Annotated in this window: 19 protein-coding genes; 12 read left to right on the forward strand and 7 right to left on the reverse strand. The window is 28.2% G+C overall.

What is annotated here, in order from left to right; genetic code table 11:
• Positions 1 to 101: 101 nt before the first annotated feature.
• Positions 102 to 305, reverse strand: coding sequence for a TM2 domain-containing protein (locus tag BMUR_RS13740; RefSeq protein WP_013115149.1), 204 nt, complete (start codon positions 303 to 305; stop codon positions 102 to 104).
• Positions 306 to 555: 250 nt separating this feature from the next.
• Between BMUR_RS13740 and BMUR_RS13745 the strand changes: the two genes are divergently transcribed.
• The 5 genes from BMUR_RS13745 to BMUR_RS13765 all read left to right on the forward strand — a co-directional run bounded on the left by BMUR_RS13745 (position 556) and on the right by BMUR_RS13765 (position 6,112).
• Positions 556 to 2,160, forward strand: coding sequence for a tetratricopeptide repeat protein (locus BMUR_RS13745; protein ID WP_013115150.1), 1,605 nt, complete (start codon positions 556 to 558; stop codon positions 2,158 to 2,160).
• Positions 2,161 to 2,337: 177 nt separating this feature from the next.
• Positions 2,338 to 4,251, forward strand: a complete 1,914-nt coding sequence (gene gyrB, locus BMUR_RS13750; protein ID WP_013115151.1) for a DNA topoisomerase (ATP-hydrolyzing) subunit B — start codon at positions 2,338 to 2,340, stop codon at positions 4,249 to 4,251.
• Positions 4,252 to 4,348: 97 nt separating this feature from the next.
• Positions 4,349 to 5,311, forward strand: a complete 963-nt coding sequence (locus BMUR_RS13755; RefSeq protein WP_013115152.1) for an NAD(P)-binding domain-containing protein — start codon at positions 4,349 to 4,351, stop codon at positions 5,309 to 5,311.
• Between the two features lie 56 nt (positions 5,312 to 5,367).
• Positions 5,368 to 5,799, forward strand: a complete 432-nt coding sequence (locus tag BMUR_RS13760) for a PTS sugar transporter subunit IIA (RefSeq protein ID WP_013115153.1) — start codon at positions 5,368 to 5,370, stop codon at positions 5,797 to 5,799.
• A 10-nt stretch (positions 5,800 to 5,809) separates the two neighbouring features.
• Entirely contained in the window at positions 5,810 to 6,112 is a 303-nt protein-coding gene (locus BMUR_RS13765) for a PTS sugar transporter subunit IIB (RefSeq protein ID WP_013115154.1), read from the forward strand.
• Positions 6,113 to 6,197: 85 nt separating this feature from the next.
• Here the strand turns inward: BMUR_RS13765 and BMUR_RS13770 are convergent, their stop codons facing one another.
• From BMUR_RS13770 to BMUR_RS13780, 3 genes are read right to left on the reverse strand one after another with little or no spacing between them, the layout of a single operon-like run.
• Positions 6,198 to 8,039: a bifunctional metallophosphatase/5'-nucleotidase gene (locus BMUR_RS13770; protein ID WP_013115155.1), complete on the reverse strand. Its 1,842-nt coding sequence runs from the start codon at positions 8,037 to 8,039 to the stop codon at positions 6,198 to 6,200.
• A 58-nt stretch (positions 8,040 to 8,097) separates the two neighbouring features.
• Entirely contained in the window at positions 8,098 to 8,457 is a 360-nt protein-coding gene (locus BMUR_RS13775) for a hypothetical protein (RefSeq protein ID WP_013115156.1), read from the reverse strand.
• Between the two features lie 27 nt (positions 8,458 to 8,484).
• On the reverse strand, positions 8,485 to 8,784 hold the full coding sequence (locus tag BMUR_RS13780; RefSeq protein ID WP_013115157.1) for a hypothetical protein: 300 nt from the start codon (positions 8,782 to 8,784) through the stop codon (positions 8,485 to 8,487).
• A 164-nt stretch (positions 8,785 to 8,948) separates the two neighbouring features.
• Between BMUR_RS13780 and pepF the strand changes: the two genes are divergently transcribed.
• Both pepF and BMUR_RS13790 read left to right on the forward strand, forming a co-directional pair.
• A complete protein-coding gene (gene pepF, locus BMUR_RS13785) occupies positions 8,949 to 10,769 on the forward strand; it encodes an oligoendopeptidase F (RefSeq protein ID WP_013115158.1) in 1,821 nt (606 codons plus the stop codon).
• 126 nt (positions 10,770 to 10,895) lie between these two features.
• Positions 10,896 to 11,099 carry a TM2 domain-containing protein gene (locus BMUR_RS13790; RefSeq protein WP_013115159.1) on the forward strand — a complete coding sequence of 68 codons (204 nt, stop codon included), beginning with the start codon at positions 10,896 to 10,898 and terminating at the stop codon, positions 11,097 to 11,099.
• A 103-nt stretch (positions 11,100 to 11,202) separates the two neighbouring features.
• On the opposite strand, the gene BMUR_RS13795 is transcribed toward BMUR_RS13790, so the two are convergent.
• From BMUR_RS13795 to BMUR_RS13805, 3 genes are all read right to left on the reverse strand, one after another.
• Positions 11,203 to 12,018 (reverse strand): pyridoxamine kinase, encoded by an 816-nt coding sequence (locus BMUR_RS13795; protein ID WP_013115160.1) that lies wholly within the window; start codon positions 12,016 to 12,018, stop codon positions 11,203 to 11,205.
• A gap of 10 nt (positions 12,019 to 12,028) precedes the next feature.
• Positions 12,029 to 12,253 (reverse strand): hypothetical protein, encoded by a 225-nt coding sequence (locus BMUR_RS13800; protein ID WP_013115161.1) that lies wholly within the window; start codon positions 12,251 to 12,253, stop codon positions 12,029 to 12,031.
• Positions 12,254 to 12,392: 139 nt separating this feature from the next.
• Positions 12,393 to 13,445, reverse strand: coding sequence for a hypothetical protein (locus tag BMUR_RS13805; protein WP_013115162.1), 1,053 nt, complete (start codon positions 13,443 to 13,445; stop codon positions 12,393 to 12,395).
• A 459-nt stretch (positions 13,446 to 13,904) separates the two neighbouring features.
• On the opposite strand from BMUR_RS13805, the gene BMUR_RS13810 reads away from it, so the two are divergent.
• The 5 genes from BMUR_RS13810 (at position 13,905) to BMUR_RS13830 (ending at position 19,765) form a co-directional block, all read left to right on the forward strand.
• On the forward strand, positions 13,905 to 16,541 hold the full coding sequence (locus tag BMUR_RS13810) for a calcium-translocating P-type ATPase, PMCA-type (protein ID WP_013115163.1): 2,637 nt from the start codon (positions 13,905 to 13,907) through the stop codon (positions 16,539 to 16,541).
• Positions 16,542 to 16,741: 200 nt separating this feature from the next.
• A complete protein-coding gene (locus BMUR_RS13815; RefSeq protein ID WP_013115164.1) occupies positions 16,742 to 18,148 on the forward strand; it encodes a tetratricopeptide repeat protein in 1,407 nt (468 codons plus the stop codon).
• Positions 18,149 to 18,269: 121 nt separating this feature from the next.
• Complete coding sequence (locus BMUR_RS13820; protein ID WP_013115165.1) at positions 18,270 to 18,851, forward strand: SAM-dependent methyltransferase; 582 nt, start codon at positions 18,270 to 18,272, stop codon at positions 18,849 to 18,851.
• 23 nt (positions 18,852 to 18,874) lie between these two features.
• Positions 18,875 to 19,297, forward strand: coding sequence for a SoxR reducing system RseC family protein (locus tag BMUR_RS13825; RefSeq protein WP_013115166.1), 423 nt, complete (start codon positions 18,875 to 18,877; stop codon positions 19,295 to 19,297).
• Between the two features lie 18 nt (positions 19,298 to 19,315).
• The gene (locus BMUR_RS13830) at positions 19,316 to 19,765 is read left to right on the forward strand and encodes a hypothetical protein (RefSeq protein ID WP_013115167.1); all 450 of its coding nucleotides are present in this window, start codon (positions 19,316 to 19,318) and stop codon (positions 19,763 to 19,765) included.
• The last annotated feature ends 2 nt before the right edge of the window (positions 19,766 to 19,767 follow it).

Below are 19,767 nucleotides of genomic sequence, written 5' to 3' on the forward strand. Positions count from 1 at the left end.
TAGGCGTGCTTAGTATATTATAAATGCAAAAAAAGTCAATAAAAATAAATTATTATGTTAATTGATTTTTATTGACTTTGCAATTTAATTTAATTAAAATATTATTTTTTTAATTTTCTGCCTTCTTTATCTGTAAACTTATCTAACAGTATCATTACAATATCTACTATGTACCATATTCCAAAACCTCCGGCTGTTATCCAATATAATATACCGGTACCGATTTTGCCAACATAAAATCTATGAACAGGTAAGAATATAGCTAATAAAAGAGTTATAATCCAGCTTCTATCTGATACTTCCATAAAAATCTCCTATAACTATATAATTTTTTATAATTATATAGTTATATGTAAAAAAAGTAAACAATTATTTTTTTAATAATTGTTTTTTTAAAATAAAAATTTTTATTATAAAAAAAATAAAAAATTTTGTTTAAATATAATTTTATGTCTATAATATATATTATGTTTGTATTTTATAAATAAATCATTAAAAAATAATTTATGAATATAATAAAAAGCATTATAAAACTTAAATAAATTGGAGCTTATTATGGCATTATTATCAAAAGAAGATATAGAAACATTAGAGTCATTTCATAGCGGAAACGGCGGATATTTTTATAAAATGTTAAACTATTTAGAAGAGTTTATTGAAAATGGTATAAAGGAGAATAAATTTACATTAGAAGAGGCTAGAGAAGATTTGGATATAGCATTATGGTATTCTTATGCCTGCAATAATATAGGCGATTATGAACATTATTATATGTCAAAGGAGTTTATGAAGTATTCTGAAAAAAATGCAAAAGGATGCGGCACTTGGTATTACAGATATACTGTTGCTCTTATATACTGCGGTAAATTGGAAGATGCATTAAAATACTCTGAACGGGGTGTTATAGAAGAGCCTAATTATCCTTGGGGCTGGCTTGAACTTGCTAAACTTAGACTTCATTTTGGAAATAAAGTTGGGGCAGTTGAAGCAAATAATAAAGGTCTTGAAATAGTGCCTAATGATTATGAGTTTTTAAGACAGGCTGATGAGATAGAGAATTATTATTCATTGGAGGCTTTGGAGTATCATTATATAAATGAAGAGAGTGATAAGAATTTACTTGAAGGACTTGATTACGGAGAGGATAAACTGAATGCTATAGCTTATATATTATGCGATGAAGAAAAATTAAAAGAAATAAAAAATATTATTAATCCTATAGAATGGGAAGCTGATAGTCCGTATTGTAATTTTAAGTTTTATATTGGTGATGAACTTATCGACGGTGTATTTACTATGAATGAAGCTGCTGTATCGAAATTAGATAAAGAGATGATAAAAAAATCTTTAGACGAACTTAAAGAAGTAAAAGAAATATTTGAAAATAATGAAAATTCTAAATTAATATCGGTAAAATTTAATATTGATTATACTATTGAAGCTGCCTTCAAAAATAATGAAACAGAAAAAACTTTTTCAATCAGAAAAATGTTTAATGAAGATTCTGAATATAAAAAAGTTGCAGATGAGATTTTTGATTCCTACGGTATGCCTTTAAATCCTTATTTAGAAGAACTGCCTAATATGGTTATTTTATATAAAAAGGAAGATGATTGTTTGTATTATGCTGAGTGCTGGATTAATGATGAGTTTATAGTAAAACATACTGGCATAGTAGGTAATACAGGAAAAACTGAAGAATATAAATATGATAATGCTAGAGATTATAAAAAATTTTTAGACAGTTTTTATGAAGAATATAGTGATTATACAGAAATATCAAAAGAAGAATATTTTTATTTAATTTTGCAGTTTGAGATAGAGCCGTTTGAAGGTGAATTGCCTAGCAAATATCATGATGCAGTGAATAATATAGGCAACGCTTTACACTCTGTTTTAACTTGGAATGCTTTGGGAAGTCTTGATTCTTGGAGTGCGGGGGAAACTGAAAATATAAAAGGAAAATATGTTATTAATTTCTTTTGTATTGTTATTAATGTTGATATAGCATTTAGACTTATATTAAACGAGGTAATAGAAAATATAAAAGATTATATTAGCTTATCATATGTAAAAATAGCATCCGCCCCTTATATGGATAATGGAGAAGATTATAATTTGTTATATTCTTCAGATTCAAGTACAGATTTTTCTATATAGTTATTAAAAATAAAGTATAAACAATATAAGCTATAAAAATTAGATAATTCTAACATTTTTATAGCTAAATACTGTAATTTAAATTTGTAATATTTAGTTATTCATTGTATAATGTGCACATTAAAATTTAAAAATATTATTAATAAATATTTAAAATAAAAGAGGAAAATTACAAATATGGCTGCTGCAGAAAAAACATATAGCTCGAAAAACATTCAAGTTTTGGAAGGGTTAGACCCTGTTAGAAAGCGTCCGGGTATGTATATAGGCTCTACAGGTGCTCAAGGTTTGCATCACTTGGTATATGAGGTTGTTGATAATAGTATAGATGAAGCTATGGCAGGATATTGTAAGAATATAACTGTTACTATAGAAAAAGATAATATAATAAAAGTAGAAGATGACGGAAGAGGAATACCAGTTGATATGCATCCGAAGTTAAAAATTTCTGCTTTGGAAGTTGTTATGACCAAGCTGCATGCCGGAGGTAAATTCGATAATGAAACATATAAAGTATCAGGCGGTTTGCATGGTGTAGGTGTATCTGTAGTTAATGCTTTAAGTACAGAGCTTATTGCGGAGGTAAGAAAAGACGGCAAATTGTACAGACAAGTATATCATAGAGGTGTTCCGGAAGAGCCTGTAAAAGAAGTAGGAACAAGCACAAAGAACGGAACTACTGTAATATTTAAAGCTGATGCTGATATATTTGAAACTACAGTATATGACTATAAAATTCTTGCAAATAGATTAAGAGAATTAGCTTTCTTAAATAGAGGTATAAGAATAACACTTACAGATAAAAGAGAAGCTGAAACTGTAAGCAATGAATTCTACTATGAGGGCGGTATAGAGATGTTTATTACTCACCTCAATGAGAATAAAAAAGCATTGCATGATAAGCCTATTTATCTTCATAAAACAGAGGATAAAACTGATGTAGAAGTAGCTATGCAGTATGTTGATGCTTATAATGAAAATATATTTACATACTGTAATAATATTAATACAACAGAGGGCGGTACTCATTTAGTGGGATTTAGAACTGCTTTAACTAGAGTTTATACAGATTTTGCTAAAAAATTGGAACTAGATAAAAAGAACAAAATAACATTTATGGGTGAAGATACAAGAGAGGGACTAGTTGCCGTAGTATCTGTAAAAATACCTAATCCGCAGTTTGAAGGTCAGACAAAAACAAAGTTAGGTAATACAGAGGTGCGTGCTGTAACTGAAAAACTTGTGGTAGAAGGATTAAATGACTACTTCTCACAAAACCCAAAAGTTATAAAAGCTATCTTAGAAAAAATTATATCTGCAGCAAATGCTAGAGAAGCTGCAAGAAAGGCTAGAGATTTAGCAAGAAGAAAAAATGCATTAGAAAGTGATTCTCTTCCGGGAAAATTGGCTGACTGTTCAGAACAGGAAGTTGATAAATGTGAAGTATATCTTGTAGAAGGAGACTCTGCAGGCGGTACTGCTAAAGGCGGAAGAGACAGACATTTCCAAGCTATACTTCCTCTTAGAGGTAAAGTTTTAAATGTTGAAAAAGCTAGACTTGATAAAATTATAGACAATGAAAGTTTGAAGCCTATAATTGCTGCATTAGGCTGCGGAGTAGGGGCTTCATTTGATATATCTAAAATAAGATACGGCAGAGTTATTATAATGGCCGATGCTGATATTGACGGCTCTCATATAAGAACCTTGCTTTTAACATTCTTCTTTAGGTATATGCGTCCTTTAATAGACTTGGGACATATATTTATAGCTGTTCCTCCTCTATATAAAATAAGTTTTGATAAGAAAAACTTTACTTATGCATATTCTGATGAACAGCGTGATAAAATATTATCTGAAAATAAAGATAGAAAATATGATATACAAAGATATAAAGGTTTGGGTGAAATGAATGCTGATCAATTATGGGAAACTACTATGAATCCGGAAACTAGACTTATGTATCAGGTATTAACAGAGGATGCTGAAAAGGCGGATCAGTTATTTTCTATGCTTATGGGAGATGAAGTTAAGCCTAGACGTGATTTTATTGAAGCTAATGCAAGATACGTTAAAAATTTAGACGTTTAATCGATATTTTTTAATTTTATATTTGTATTTTTCTTAAATATTTTTATTTTTAATGTAAAGTTAATTTTATAATTTTTGAAAATAAGGAGTAAAATTTATGGATAATAAATATAATTTAATTATAGTAGGCGGCGGTCCGGGCGGTATTGCTGCTTCTGTTGAGGCTTCTATATTAAAAATGGATAAGGTGCTTTTGATAGAAAAAGGAGATAATCACTCTACTACTATTAGAAAATTTTATAAAGATGATAAAAGAGTAGATAAAGATTATAAAGGTGAAGCTTTGGATTTGAAAGGTAATATCAAATTTGAAACAGCAACTAAAGGTGATGTATTAGATTTATTTAGTGAATGTTTGTTTGGTAACTATATAGAGGCTATGTTTAATACTGAAGTTGAATCTATCAAAAATAATGGTGAATATTTGGAAGTAACTACAGTTGATAATAAACAATATGAGGCAAAATATGTTGTAGCTTCTATAGGTAAAATGGGAAGACCAAATAGACCTGATTATGCTATACCTGCAAGTCTTAATGCTGTTGTAAACTTCAATATTTATAAATGTAAGGAAAATGAAAAGATATTAGTAGTGGGAGGAGGAAACTCTGCTGTTGAATATGCTTATCTTTTGGGAAAGGATAATGATGTTACTATAAACTATAGAAAAGCAGAGTTCACAAGACCTAATGAAAAGAATTTAGAGACTATTAAAGAAGATATTGCAAGCGGAAAAGTGAAAGCAAGATTAGGTGTTGATATAAAATCTATAGAAGATAAAGATGGCAAAGTATTAGTTCATTATACTGATGGTGTTGATGAAGTTTATGACAGAGTAATATATGCTTTGGGAGGAGTTGCACCTGTAGACTTCTTAAAAAGATGTGATATAGAATTGGATGAGGCTGGTGTTCCTATAGTTAATGATAAGCATGAAAGCTCTGTTAAAAACTTATTTATAGCTGGAGATATACTTTATAAATCTGGCGGTTCTATAGCTAAGGCTTTGAATGCTGGTTTTGATATAGTTGAACATATAGATAGTTTAATGAAAAAATAAAATATAGTTTTTTATAGGGGGGGTATAAAGCTCCTTTATATAAATATATAAATAAAATGTTAAAAGAGTTATTAAAAGATAATATACAGATAATAGACAGTGTTTCTGATTGGCAGGAAGCATTAAGTATAGGAGCTTACTGCCTGCTTAAAAAAGGTTTTATAAAAGAAGAATATATTAAGGCAATTATTAATGATGTTTATAAATATGGTCCTTATATTGTTCTTACTGATGGTGTTGCTATGCCTCATTCAAGACCTGAAAATGGGGTTATAAAAAAATCTATGAGTTTACTTAAAGTAAGAAACGCAGTAGATTTTTATAAAACAGAAAAAAAAGTATATTTATTTTTTACTTTAGCAGCAGAGGATTCTAACAGCCATCAGGACGCTGTTCTTGAACTTGCTGATTTTTTATGTGATAATGAAAAGTTAAATAAACTTATCACTGAAGATTTGAATGAAAAAGAAATCTTAAATTTAATATAAGGAGTTAATTATGTTAAAAGTATTAGTTGCTTGTGCTAACGGAGCAGGTACTAGTTTAATGATGAAAGAGAAAGCTCAAATGGCTTTAATAACATTGGGGATAAATGATTTGCATATTGATCATTGTGATTTACATAGCTGCAAAATGGATGATTATGATTTGATATTTTGTCCTATAGCTTTTGTTGATGATTTTAAACATGCAGAAGAAAAAGGTATCAAAGTTATAGCTATAAAAAATATTCTTTCTCAAGATGAGTTTAAACAAAAACTTGAAAGTTCTGGATATTTAGAAGAGTTAAAAAAGAAATAATAATTAAGAAGATTATTTTTTCATTATAATAAAAAAGCAGAAGCTATTTTTTATGAGCCTCTGCTTTTTTGTTATTCACTATATTTTAGTTATTAGGATATAAAAGTTTATAGTCTTTTTTTATTCCAGCTTTAAGATAATCATCAGGTATTACTTTCCAGTTATTGAGTTTCTCTACTGTAATAGCCCCATTCTGTGCTTCAAACCAATTTATTATATAATATCTTAAATCTTTATCAGTAGATTTTAAAACTAAATCCATGTTCTGTAAAGTTTTTAAATCTATCCCAGCACCTTGTGTAAGATGTCCGCCGCCGCCGCTTCCTCTGTATGAATTGATAGCAACTTTATATTCTTTATCTAATTCAAAATCTCTTCCATCGCTTAATGATTCTATAATAACTTTTTCTCCTCTTGGTTTTGTTACATCAACTGTATAATTTAATCCTCCTACACTGTCATAGTTATATGTAGGTGTGAGAGTGTCATAAGAGTTGTATCTGCTATTAAAAATTAATTCTCCGTCTGCATCCTTTTTGAAAAATATTATATGATCATTAATATTCGTCATAGTATTAAACCATCTGCCATAAGAATATTCCATAATATCTTTTATCTGCTTTCCTGTTAATTTCATCACATAGAAGAAATTTTCATAAGGATATAAATTGAACATATCTCTTACTTTTATAGTACCGCTATTTAAAACAGCGTCTTTACTTAAAGGGGCAGCAAATGAAAGATCTGCTTTTTCTCCTAATTCTTTTTGAGCTATTTCAAACTGCAGTTTATGTATGAAACTTAAAAAATAACTGTCGCCGAATATTGCTTCATCGGAAGTGAGTTTTGTATTTAAAGTTCCTATATCTCTTGACACCCATTTAATTATACTCTCTTTGGAATTATTAAATTTATCTAAAAACTCTTTATCAGGCTCAAAAGAGGAAGGATCTAATAGTTCTCCATCTAGTTTCATATTCCATTCTTTTTTATCTTTATTATACTGCATACTTACATCAATAGAAACTATAGCTCTGGCTGCATTAATGCCCCCATATATAGGGACTATCTTTCCGCTTGGGCTTTTTACTTCCTTAGTTTTTTGTCTTGTTTTTTCATCATAGCCCAATCCAGACCAGCCTTGATGATCATGACCTACAAGTATAATATCAAAACCATCTACTTGCTCAGCTACTAACTGACTTGCATTTTCATTTTTATATTTTTCTTTATCTTCTGTATAATTAGCCCCAGAATGAAAAAGCCCTATAATAATATCTGGTTTTTCTTTATCTTTTATAACCTTTATCCATTTTTTAGCTGATTCAACCATATCTTCTGCTTCTAAACCCTCATATAATACCTTAGGAAGCTGTCTATCTATAGCAGGCTCAGTAAGTCCTAGTATTGCTATTCTTATATTATTTTTTTCTATTATGCTGTATGGTTTGAAATAAGGTTCTTTTGTATTTTCATTTACTATATTTGCAGATATTAAAGGAGATTTTAATTCTTTTGATAATCTGTCATAAACACTATGTCCAGCCTCTATATCATGATTTCCAACTCCTACAGCATCATAATTCATATAGTTTAAAACTTCTGACCATATATGAGGTTTATTAGTAGCAACAAAATTATAATAGTATACTGTGGGCTGACCTTGAAGTGAATCTCCATTATCAAGAAGTAAAATAGTTTTTCCTTCATTTTTAAGCTGTTTTAAATATGAAGATACATGTGCCATAGATGTATTTTCTTCAGTATCTGTAATAAAATTATATGGAAAAATCATTCCATGAATATCAGTTGTCTGTACTATGGTAAAGTCAATTTTACCTTCTGGATAAACCCTATCTTTATTAGCATTACAGGATACAAGTAATGTTGATAAAAAAATACTCATTATTATATAACCCCTTCTCATACATTTCCCCAATATTTCATTTGTTTATTATAACATGAATAGAACAAAATATATATAATTATTCAATTTTTAAAACTTTTTTTACTACATCAATATTAGCAATTATAAAATTAATAGAATTAAATATATAATATAACGTAAATACAATAAGAATTATAAGAAAACCTCTTTTAAATATTGTTCTTCCTTTGCTGTCCTTATCTTCAGTCCAGAACAAGTCAATTATATCTTTCTTTTTTCTTTTATTTTTTGATTTATTTTTTTTGTTTTTATTTGTTTCATCTATTTTTTTCTTTTTTGAGAATATTCTAAATATTAAAGAAATAATTATATATATGATACATGCAAATATTACAAAGTTAAATATTAAATAAAAAGTCATTATTTGTTCTATATCGTTTAAATTTAAATTTTCCATTTTTTATTCTCCTTAATTTTTTATTTTTTAAAAATAACAGGCTACAGTCTGCTTATTTTGTAAATCTGTATATTCTTCTTTCCAATAATGCGGATCATTAATTTCTTTATATTTTACAGTATATACTTCTATTTTTGAAGTAAAGGGCTTATCTAAGAAAATAAACAAGTGTTCTTCATCACCAAAGCCTCCAACTGATACTTCTCTTATTTTATTTCCTGATTTTAACTCACTATAGAGTATTTTTTCTAATTCATTATTTAATTTAGATAGTTTGTTATCTTTTATAATTTTATTTAATTCTTTAATTTGCTGTTGTTTTTTCATTAAAAATAATATACTGCCTCAAAATAATTATTTTATACTATTTTATTATATAATTATTTTTTATTTTGTAAAATATAATATTATGTTATAATTTACAAACATTGATTATATATGTTTTTATATACGTTTTGATAGAAAATATTATTTTAAGGAGAAAATGTTATATGAGTAATGAAAATAAATTAAACACCCTAATAGAAAGAAAAGATGTAAAAATAGATGATACTTGGGATTTGAGTTTATTATATAAAACTGATGAAGAGTTTGAAAAAGATTTTAAGATAATGGAAGAGTTTTCAAAAGACGTTTCAAAGTTTAGAGGAAAATTATCAGATTCGGCAAATGAGCTAAAAAATATATTAGATACTATAATGAAAGCCTCTATAACTTTAGAAAAATTAGGCTCTTACGCTTTCTTAAGACAAACAGAAGATTTAACTAATAATGATTCTAATGTGAAAGTGGCTAGATTTGCAAAACTCTCTTCGGAGATTTCTGCTAATATGAGTTATTTTGAACCAGAATTAATGAGTATAGATGATGAAAAAATGAATAGTTTTTTGAAAGATGAATCATTAAAAGATTATTTAATTTATTTAAATAAAATACTAAAATACAAACCTCATACATTATCAGAAAAAGAAGAGAGAATATTGGCACTTCAAAGCGAATTATCTTCAACTGCTTCAAATGTATTTGATACTTTAAATGATGCCGATTTGAATTTCGGAGAAATTGAACATAATGGAGAGAAAATACCATTGACGCATGCAACATTCTCTAGTTTTCAGGAAAGCGATAACAGAGAATTAAGAAAAAAGAGTTATGAACAATTTTATAAAGAATATGATGAACATAAAAATACTTTGGCAGAACTTTATGCAAGTCAAATAAAACAGGATATATTTGATGCTAGAATAAGAAACTACAACAGCGTACGTGAAATGGAATTATTCGGCGATGATATACCAGTAAGCGTTTATGACAGTTTGATTGAAAGTGTACATAATGCCTTGCCTGCGGTTCACAGCTATTATAAATACTGTGCGGATAAATTAGGAATTACTGATTTCAGACAGTATGACAAATATGCTCCAGTAGTAAAAGATATTAAAATAAATCATACATTTAATGAGGCAGTAGACGTTTTGAAAAATGCTTTATCTCCATTGGGCGATGAATATGTATCTACTCTTGTAAAAGGTCTTAATTCAAGATGGGTTGATAAATATGAGAATAAAGGTAAGTCAAGCGGGGCATTCTCGTCTGGCTGTTATGTATCAGAGCCTTATATATTAATGAACTTCAGAGATGAAAGTATTGAATCAGTATTTACATTGGCACATGAGGCTGGACACAGTATGCATAGCTATTACAGCAGGAAAAATAATCCTTTTCAGCATCATGATTATACTATATTTGAAGCGGAAGTGGCATCTACTTTTAATGAAAAACTTTTATTTCATTATTTAATGCAAAATGAAAATAAAAAAGAAGTTAAAGCATTTTTACTTAATAAGGATATAAACGGATTTGTTGCTACAGTATTCAGACAGACTATGTTTGCAGAGTTTGAGCATATTATTCATAAAGAGGCTGAAGATGGTAATCCTACAACATTGGAGCTTATAAGAAGCGTTTATAAAGATTTGCTTAAAAAATATTTCGGAGATAATGCTGTGCTTGAGGAGACAAGCGATTTAGAGGCTTTGAGAATACCGCATTTTTACCGTTCATTCTATGTTTATAAATATGCTACTGGTATGTCAGCTGCTGTTGCTTTATCTAATGGAGTGCTTGAAGGCAATGCTAAAAATGACTATACTAACAGAGATAATTATTTGAAATTCTTAAAAAGCGGGGGAAGCAGAACTCCTATAGAGAATTTAAAAGTTGCTGGTGTTGATATGACCAAACCAGAAGTAGTAGAAAGTGCTTTAAAACTTTTTGCTAAAGAGGTTGAAGAATTGAAGTCATTGAACTAATTAATTATTAGTTATTAAAATTGCAAAGGCTGGTATTGTATTTGATGCTAGCCTTTTATTTTAGGTATTGCATTTTTTTATTATATAGTATACACTGGTACGGTAAATAAATTTTAAGGAGAGCTTATGGAAGTTTCAGAAAAGAGCTGGGTTGTTACATTAATTTTAGCAATATTCCTTCCAGTTCATAGATTCTATGTAGGAAAAATAGGAACAGGTATATTATATCTAATTACTGCAGGCGGATTTGGTATATGGTACATTATAGACATTGTAATGATTATATTAGACAAATTCACTGATAAGGAAGGCAGAAAATTAAAAAGATAATGTAAAAATGATAATTATTTAAGAAGAGAGTTAATTATTTTTTGACTCTCTTCTTTTTTATTTATATACATATTCGAAGATTAACTAATATTTATATTATTTTTTAATCGTCAAGCAAATGAAGTCTTTTTTCTATAGATATGCCGTATAGTCTGTCATCATTATCTTTTACTGATAGTTCTACCGCCTTGTATATAAATTTTGTAGCTTTTTCTAATGCTTCTTTTATTGAACAGCCTTTAAGTATATATCCTAATAAAGAAGAACCGAAAGCATCTCCAGTACCCGGTATCATTATATTTATTTTAGGATAATAGCTTGTAATGAAATTATTATTATCGTAACATAGACAGCCTACATATTCATCTTTTGATACGCTTGTAACTATTACAGTATTAGGTCCCATTTTTGAAATATCTTGAGCCATTTGTTTTACTTCATCTTCTGAATATTTTTTTAATGGGTCTTTATCTAGTAATACAGCTAATTCAGTTATATTAGGCGTTATTATATTGGCATGTTTTATTATGTTTTTCATAGACTTAACATGTTCGTTTGACATAGAAGGGTATAATTTGCCATTATCTCCAAGTATAGGGTCTATTAAAATAGTGTCTATATTAAAATGTTTTATAATGTCTATTACAATATCAGGCTGTTTTCCAGAAGATATCCAGCCAACATAAAAAGCGTTAAATTTAGGATTTCTTAATTTTAATTGTTCTATTATTTTTTCTAGCTGTTCAGTCAAATCAAAAGCACAGAACGATTCAAAAGCGGTATGATTTGAAAGCAGAACGCTTATAAGCGGTGAGACTTTTATTCCAAAATATGATAATACTGGTATATTAACAGTTAAAGAAGCCTTTCCGTATGAACATAAATCATTAAGAAGAAGTACATTAAAATCTTTTTTCATAATACTATTATTATTTAAATATAATAAGCGATTTGCTGTCGGCAAGCACTTTGTATCCTGCAATCTGAGCAAAATATGCAAACTGGTCAAGAGTTATATCGTATCTGTCTTCTATTTCTTCTTTAGTAACTTTCATTTTTTTAGTTCCAGACATGAAAGAATTAAGTTCAAATCCGCTGCTTCCAAATTTTCTTTCTACTTCTTTTTGAAACGGATTTTTTTTACCTCTTCTCATTTATTACTCCAAAAAGAATATTATTTATTAGGATATCATATAATAATTTTTTTTTCAATTATAAATTTTATTAAAAAACCTATACATATTAATTTATGAATAGGTTTTTTAAATAATTTATTTATTATTGTATTATTGGTTAAGCACCTTGTTTTGTTAATACGATAGTTCCGCCTCCGTCTGGTTTAGTATATACAGCTTGTGTCTTATCATTGCTAAATACAATTTTATGTTCTTTAGTAGGGTATCTTGAGGAGTATTGATATATTATTAAAGTATTTCCAATAATTACAGGCGTATATCCATATGTAATAGTATTTATTTTAGCATCAGTAGTTGTTACTGTTAAAGTTGTGTTATTATCTGCTGATTTGTATGTTCCATTATATGTGCTAAATAAATCATGTTTTACTAATTTTTCATACTGAAGCTCATTATTTATATAAGTATTTCCGTATATCAATTTATTATCATAGAAATATAAATCCTGCTTATTAGCAGTGCCTCCAGACTGAGTATATGTTATTGTGAGTACATTTCCATTAGTTAATGAAGCTTTTGAATAATTTATACCAAAGTTATCATCCATATATATTTGTCCAGATGTATCTATAAGTATATAGTATTTTTTACTGTCATCATAATCATAATAGTAGTAATTATAAGAATATGTTTTTAATCCTTCTATAGGCTCTCCAATAGTTGTTGTATATCCTTTTTGTGAGGAATATGTTTCTTGTTTAAATACCGCATTTGCAAAAAGATAAATATTTCCGTCTTCCCCAAAGTTTAAAGTATACATTTCATCATTCATATCATATCCGGATACCGTGCTAGTAGTTTTTCCTGCTATATATATTTGAAGTTTGTTTTCAAGCAATACTCTAGTTGCATCTATTAATGTTCCATATCCATTATATATTGTATTACCATCTATTATATATCTTACATCGAGGCTTCCATCTTCATATTGTGCATAATATACTCCATTATGATTTTGTAAAAATTCGTTTATTATAGAATTGTCTGTTGTTGCCTGAGGTTCTTTTGCTAGTTCTATGACATCGCCATTACCTATGAGCTCCTCATTACTTAAAGGCTGGGTTGAATCTACAATAGAAGCAGAACAGCTTATTAAAAAGAATGCTGCTAATAAACTTATTAATATTATTGATGAAAAATTCTTAATCATAATATTTTCCTACTTGTTTAATTTGAGATTGTTTTTAGATTTTGTTTTCATATGGTTTATTATAAAGATATCGCAAGTATATAAAAAATCAATACATAACATATATTTTTTTGTAACTATATATTACTTTTTTATGTTATTTAATTGTTTTGTGTAAAAATATAAAAAAAATTGTGTTTTTTATTTACAAATATTGACATTATTTTTTTTTATGTTATCATAGATGATATACATAATTAAATACTCATGAGGGAGTAATTGGCGTATTTACGCGGCAAAGCCAACATCGCAGCTCTTAATTAGTAGAGTTTGGTTAGCCTTAATTAATGAGACTCAAGTATAAATAAATCTTTAAAGATTAGTATGTCTTATATTCTTTGATGATTTATTTATACATGAGTCTTTTTTTATGCATTTTAAAATTAATTAAACAAAAAATAATTAAATGAGAGGTAATTAATGAACGGTTTTTTAGGAAGTAAAGATGATATTCTTAAAACCCTTAATGTTGATCCTAAAATCGGATTAAATGAAGAGGGCAGAAAGGCTAGTTTTGAAAAGTATGGTGCTAATAGCTTTACAAAAGAAAAAGGTACTACATTACTGCAGAAAATATTAGAATCATTAAAAGAGCCTATGATATTAATGCTTATATTTGCTGGCATTATAGCAATAGGCGTAAATACTGTTGCCTACTTTAATGGAGGACATGCTGACTTTTTGGAATGCTTAGGTATATTTTTAGCTATAAGTTTGTCTATCACTATTACTATAGTTATGGAAGGTAAAAGTGCCAAAGCATTTGAGGCATTAAATAGTATTAATGAAGATATTAGAGTAAAGGTTATAAGAGACGGAAATATAGAAATAATCAATCAGAAAGATTTGCTTGTAGGTGATATTGCTTTTATAGAGACTGGAAATAAACTTCCGGCTGACGGCAGATTATTAGAAAGCGTATCTTTAAATATTGATGAATCTGCTTTAACAGGAGAAAGCGAACCAGTAGAAAAAGATGCAGAAGCTATACTCACAGATGAAAAAACTCCAGTAGCTGAAAGAATAAATATGGCTTATTCCGGATCATTTGTTACTACAGGTAATGGTAAAATGGTAGTTACTTCTGTAGGCGATGCAACTGAATTTGGTAAAATAGCAAGAGAGCTTTCAAAAACAAAGAAAACATCTACACCTTTGCAGGAGAAATTGGCACAGCTTGGTAAAAGAATAGCTATGTTTGGTATAACTGCTGCTTTAATAGTATTTATAATTCAGGTGGTTAATTTTGTAAGAACAGGAAATGCTAATTTTACTACTATATCAGAGGCATTTATTACAAGCATAGTATTGATTGTAGCATCTGTTCCAGAGGGACTTCCTACAATAGTTGCAGTTTCACTTTCTATAAATATTATAAAAATGGCCAGACAAAATGCTTTAGTAAAAAAGATGGTAGCATGCGAGACTATAGGAAGTGTTAATGTTATTTGTTCTGACAAGACTGGTACTCTTACAGAAAATAAAATGACATTAAATAAACTATTTGCTAATGGTGAATATATAGAGCCTGAAAATATTAAAAATGAAAAGATTATAAAAAACTTTGCTATCAACTCTACAGCAGATGTAGATTATAAAGATAATCAGGCTAAGTTTTTGGGAAATCCCACAGAATGTGCATTACTTGTGGCAGCAAGCAAGTCCGGTTTTAATTATAAAGAGATAAGAGAAAAATCAAAAACTATATATGAATATCCTTTCTCATCAGATACAAAAAATATGACAACAGTTGCCAAGATAGATAATGAAACTATTGTATTTACAAAAGGAAGCCCGGAAAAAATAATGGCTATGTGTAGTATAGGAGAGGAAGAGAAAAAAGGTATTGAAAGTGCTATAGAAAAATTCCAAAATGAAGCCAAACGTGTAATAGCATTTGCTCATAAAATAGTTGATGATAATGTTGAAAATGTTAGAGAAAAACTTGAAAGCAATATGATATATGACGGATTTGTAGCAATATCAGACCCTGTTAGAAAAGAGGTTTATGATGCAGTTGAGCAATGCAGAAGTGCTGGCATAAACATAAAAATGCTTACAGGGGATAATATAGTTACTGCTACTGCAATAGCTAGAGAATTAAAAATACTTAATGAAAACAGCATAGTTCTTGAGGCAAAAGATATTGATGCTATGGACGATAATACATTAAAACAAAATTTAAGCAAAATATCAGTTATAGCAAGAAGCACTCCTACAGTAAAAATGCGTGTAGTTAATGCTATAAAAGAGATGGGAAATGTAGTTGCTGTTACAGGAGATGGTATTAATGATGCTCCAGCTATAAAAAATGCTGATGTTGGCGTAGCTATGGGTATAACAGGTACTGAAGTATCAAAAGAGGCTAGCGATATAGTTCTTCTTGATGATTCATTTGCTACTATTGTTAAAGCTGTTCAATGGGGACGCGGAATCTATGATAATTTTCAGAGATTTATACAGTTTCAGCTTACAGTTAATTTAGCTTCTGTAGTAGTTGTTCTTATTTCTACATTAACAGGTTTAAAATCTCCTTTTTCTGCTATACAGTTATTATGGATAAACATCATTATGGATGGACCTCCTGCTATAGCTTTGGGGCTTGAACCTATAAGAGATAATTTGATGAAGAGAATGCCTACAAAAAGAAATGCAAGCATAGTAACTAAAAAGATGATATTTAAAATAGTATTTTCAGCAGCAGTAATGATTACATTATTTATGCTTCAAAGCAAATTGAATATACTTAATGTTGCAGAGGCTGAGCAGTCTACAGTATTATTTGCTATGTTTGTAATGTTCCAGATATTTAATTCATTCAACAGCAGAGAATTAGGTTTTGACAGCGTATTTAAATATTTTTTGAATAATAAACTAATGCTTTTAAGTATGGGTATTACTTTTGTACTTCAAATACTAGCAACTCAGTATGCAGGAGCATTTTTCAATACAGTTCCTTTAAGCTTCAATACTTGGCTAAAAATTATAGGAATATCATTAGTTGTTATCATAGCTGCTGAAGTATTGAAGATATTTATAAGATTGTTTAAAAGATAATTGTGTTTGAGTAAAATTGATTTGCAGTTATGTGGAATTATTCTCATAACTGCTGATTTTATTTTTGATATAAAATTATATTATTTTACATAATAAAAAAAAGTTAGTTTTTATAGGAAAATTATTTTTAATACTTTAAAAGTATTGTAAAAAAAATCCGAATTTATATATAGAATAATAAAAAATAAAAAGAACAGAGTATGAACTATAGTATTTATATTTTAGTATTTATATGTGTATTTGTTACACTACTTCTCATATTAAAAAGATTTTTCTTTGGAAGTAAAAAAAATAAAAGTTCTGATATAGATAAAGTTAATTCATTTATTTCAGAAGGAAAAAATGATATGGCTTTACTTAAATTAAAAGATATTTTAGCCAAAGATAAATCCGGTACTAAAAGAGCGAAAATACATGCTATGATAGGAGATTGTTATGCTAATATGGAAGAGTATTCTTTTGCAATAGTAGAATACAGACATGCTATAGATGATGGGTACAATACTCCAGAAACTATTTTATCACTAGCAAGGGCTTTGGATAAAATAGACAGAAAAGAAGAGGCTTTAGCTCAGTATCTTACTTTATTAAAAGAAAATGATTATAAATTAATAGTTGATATAGAAATAGGCACTATATATTATAAAAACAGACAGTATGATACAGCTATAAAATATTTCTCTGATGCTATAGATATACAGCCTAATAATTCTGAAGCTTTAAAATATAAGGCTTTTTGTTTTGTAAATATGGGCAATTATAATGAAGCTATATCCATTATGAGTAATGTATATAAAAAAATGCCTGATGATCCAATACTAAACTATAATTTGGGAAGGGCATATAAAGGCAGAGATGATTATAAAACTGCTATTAGATATTATTCTGTATCTTATAAAGATAAAGAATATGCTGTAAAATCATTGTATGAAATGGGGCTTTGCTATATTAAGCTTGAAAATATAGAATCTGCTATAAAAACTTTAGAAAAAGCTATAAATTATGAAAGCTACGATAAAGACTTGAATTTGGCTATACTTTATACCTTATCAGAATGTTATGATATAGTAGGCAATATTAACAAATCTATGGAAATATTGGAAGGTATTATAGTAATAGATCCTAACTACAGAGATGCTAATGAAAAACTTAATAATTATAAAGATTCCAGATATAGTGAAAATATTAAAAAGTTTTTCAAATTGGAAGGCGAGGACTTTATCAATACAGCTTTAAAAATTACAGCAAGTATAGGACTTATACCTTATACATTAAAAACTACAGATAAAAAATATCTAATAATTTTTGCTAAAGAAAATAGCAGTCCTCATTCCCCTAAAAAAATAATATATTTCAGAACATCTTACAGCCCTATATTTAATGATGAGCTTGTACATTTGTATGAGTATGCTGTAAATGCTAATATTTCTAATGCTGTGCTTATAACTTGTGCTATGGTAAGCCCGGATGCTATAAGATATGCAGCTATGTCTAGGATAGATATAGTAGGAATAAAAAGGCTTGAAAATTTATTAGAAAAAGCTGTTCTTACTAATTTGCCTGTAGGAGTTACAAGAACTGAAGAGAAATTAAATTGGGTATTGTAAATTATAAATATTACAGAGATTATAAAGAGCAATAGATTTTATTCTATTGCTTTTATTTTTTTTATATTATAATATTTTATCATATTGCTGATTGATTATTAATGACAGGTTGAATTTTACAATGAAAAAGGTACAGGATTTTTATTTTAAAAAGGCTAAAGAAGAAAACTATAAGGCAAGAAGTGTTTTCAAATTGGAGGAGGCACAAAATAAATTTAAGTTTATAAAATCATCAGATACAGTTCTTGATGTAGGCTGTTCTCCGGGGTCTTTTAGTCAGTATATGCTTAATAAGATACTAAAAACAGGCTCTGTTGTAGGTGTTGATATACTTCCTAATTCATTTGCTCATCAGAGATTTACTTTTATGCTAGGCGATATAAAAGATATGGACGCTTCAAGTTTTAATAATACATTATTTGATGTTGTTGTAAGCGATGCTATGCCGAATACTACTTCGGACAGAGAAACTAATCATTTCAGGTCGGTTTCTTTATGCAGGGCTATATTTAATTTGGCTAAAGATGTATTAAAGGAGAATGGACATTTTTTTATAAAAGTTTTTGATGGTAAAGATTTGCAGATGTTCAAAAAAGAGCTTAGCGGATATTTTGAGAGTGTAAATGTATTTAAACCTAAAAGTTCGAGAGATGAGAGCAGGGAAGTGTTTTTGTTTTGCAAAAATTTTAAAAAGATTATTTAATCAAACATAAGGATATAATAAAAATGAGAAGAGAATTTGCTTTGGTATTAGAAACTTATAATAATAATGTAGCTAAAGTTGAACTTCAAAGAAGTGCAAGCTGCGATGGATGCACTATGTGTTCTAAGGGTAAGCCTATTGTCCTTAGGGCTTTTAATAATATAAATGCTGGTAAGGGAGACAGTGTAGTTATAGAAGTAGAAGAATTAAAAAAAGGAACTAATTTTTTTGTTTATGTTATTCCTCTTATATGTCTTATAGCAGGGTATTTTATAGGAGCATATATAACAAAATTGGCAAATATAGAACATGATTTAGGACCTATATTTTCTTTTGTTATATTTTTTGTATATGTTATTTTTGGTATATTAAGATTAAAAAAAGACAATAAAATAATAGCTAATATTATTTGCAGGAATGACGTTATTGAAAACTATAGCAAATAATATTTTAAGGCTTTATAAATGAAAAAAATAATATCTACTGTAATAACAATTGTCTTGGTATCAATTATAACATATTTATTTATTTCTAAAGATAAACCTTATGAAGAATTTTATACTATAGGTAATGATGCTGTTTCTTCTGTTAATAAGATTACTGGTCTTAAAATTCACCCAAGAACAGATATATCAGATGAAGGCGATATAAAAATATTAACTTTTAATAAAGTAGACGATGTTCTAGCTTATAGTGTAAGATATGCTGATTATCTATGGAAAAATGAGGGTTATTATATTACAACAAATTATAAATTTGGAAAAGAAGACTACGGAAAAGTGGAATTAGCTAAAAATTCTTCTGAAGCTGGTAAAGTTATTAGAATAAATGTTGACTGCAATACTAATAATTCTTTTAAAGTTGTTTTGAGTTTAATTAACGGAAGTTTAATAATGAGAAATACTAATGAGTGAAA

Origin of the sequence: Brachyspira murdochii DSM 12563 (genome assembly GCF_000092845.1) — a bacterium.
Lineage (GTDB): Bacteria > Spirochaetota > Brachyspiria > Brachyspirales > Brachyspiraceae > Brachyspira > Brachyspira murdochii.